Source organism: Bradyrhizobium campsiandrae (assembly GCF_014529705.1).
Lineage (GTDB): Bacteria > Pseudomonadota > Alphaproteobacteria > Rhizobiales > Xanthobacteraceae > Bradyrhizobium > Bradyrhizobium campsiandrae.
Genome location: NZ_JAANIH010000152.1, coordinates 1 through 1,514 on the forward strand (window position 1 = coordinate 1; position 1,514 = coordinate 1,514).

General features: G+C 64.8%; 2 protein-coding genes. Both read right to left on the reverse strand.

The features are described from left to right. Positions 1-35 precede the first annotated feature (35 nt). The gene (locus G8O24_RS42410) at positions 36-851 is read right to left on the reverse strand and encodes an acyl-CoA thioesterase (RefSeq protein WP_188108399.1); all 816 of its coding nucleotides are present in this window, start codon (positions 849-851) and stop codon (positions 36-38) included. A gap of 222 nt (positions 852-1,073) precedes the next feature. Then, on the reverse strand, positions 1,074-1,514 hold a 441-nt coding region (locus G8O24_RS42415; RefSeq protein WP_188108400.1), incomplete at its 5' end, for a glycogen/starch/alpha-glucan phosphorylase.

The following is a 1,514-nucleotide window of genomic DNA, read 5'->3' on the forward strand; positions in this document are numbered from 1 at the left end:
TATGGGTCCCGGCCTTCGCCGGGACGACCCCGTGGCTACGCCTTGAAATACGCGATCTGCGTCGTGGTCGCGAGCAGCCGTCCGTTCGGCGACCACAACTCGGCGTTCTGGTCGGCGTAGCTCTTGTGCATGATCTTCGAATCGGCCGTTGCCAGCACGCGGGTGATGTTCTCGGCCGCGAGTTCGTCGCTGTCCGTGTGGAAATACGTCGTCAGCGATACCGTGCCGAACGGCACCAGCTCGCGCCGTACGTGGAAGATGCGGCCGAAGAAGGCGTCCGACATCGACATCAGCGACAGCATGTCGAGCCGGCGCGGCTCGCGATCGCTGATCCAGATTTTCGAATAGGTGCTGGCGAGCTCCGCCTGCGGCGGCCCGAGCCGCATCTCGCCTTCGACGAAGCGGAATTCATACTGGTTGGCCCACGACGCCTGGATCTTCGGGAATGGCAGCGTCTGTTCGAACGGCCTGGCATCGGGAAACTGCGCCACCCTGTGCTCCCAGGATGGCCGGCGCTCGGCGAACACGGCGGTGGCGAGTGTCGCGACCTCGCCGCCGCCCTGCGACAGTTCGACGCTCCAGTGCTGGCTGGAGCGGTTGGCTTTCACCAGGCGGATGTCGAGGTCGAACGGACCCTTGGCGATCGGGGCGCAGTAATTGACGGTGAGCGCCAGCGGATCGCCGGCGGCTTGCGGATGCTCGATCAGCGCGCGCAGGATGGTTGCGGCCGTCACGCCCCCGAACGGGCCGACGAAGGCCCAATAATCGTCGCTGGTGTGCCCCTGCCAATGCGAGTCGCCGGCGGTGATGCGGGTGGCGTCGTCGAACGGGTGGGGAAGCTTGGCGTGCATTGTGTCCTCGGTGCCGACCCCGTCGTCATTGCGAGCGGAGCGAAGCAATCCAGAATCTTTCCATTGAGGCAGTCTGGATTTGCCGCGCCGCAGTGACGGTGTTTGAGGTAACGGCATCAGCCTCACCGACACCGTCCCAGGGGATGATGACAGTCATATCATCATCTTGCGCGTTTGACGCAATGATCTCGCAGGTAACGCCGATTTCACCCTGCGGAAAAATCAGCTCGCCGCGTCGCGCAGCTTCTCGGCCTCCTGGAACGGCGGCGTGACCGGGTTGATCGGCACGTTCCAGATCTCCTCGGCATATTCGCGGATGGTGCGGTCGGAGGAGAACCACGCCATGCGGGCGACGTTGAGGATGGAGGCGCGCGTCCAGGCCGGCGCCACCTGCCAGCGCGCGTCGACCGCGCGCTGCGCCTCGTAATAGGAATCGAAATCGGCGCTGACCATGTAATGGTCGAGATAGCGCAGCGCATGCGCGATCGATTCGAAGCGGCCGGGATCGCCGGGCGAGAATTCGCCGGCGCCGATCGCATTGATGGCGCGCTGCAGCTTCGGCGATTTGCGGATCACGTCCGAGGCGTCCAGGCCCTGCTTGCGCCGGATCATCACGTCGCCGGCCTCCATGCCGAAGATCGCGATGTTTTCCGCGCCGACCTG

Excerpts from the sequence above, each read along its gene's own strand:
- G8O24_RS42410 (WP_188108399.1), bottom strand. The coding sequence starts at position 851 with ATGCACGCCAAGCTTCCCCACCCGTTCGACGACGCCACCCGCATCACC.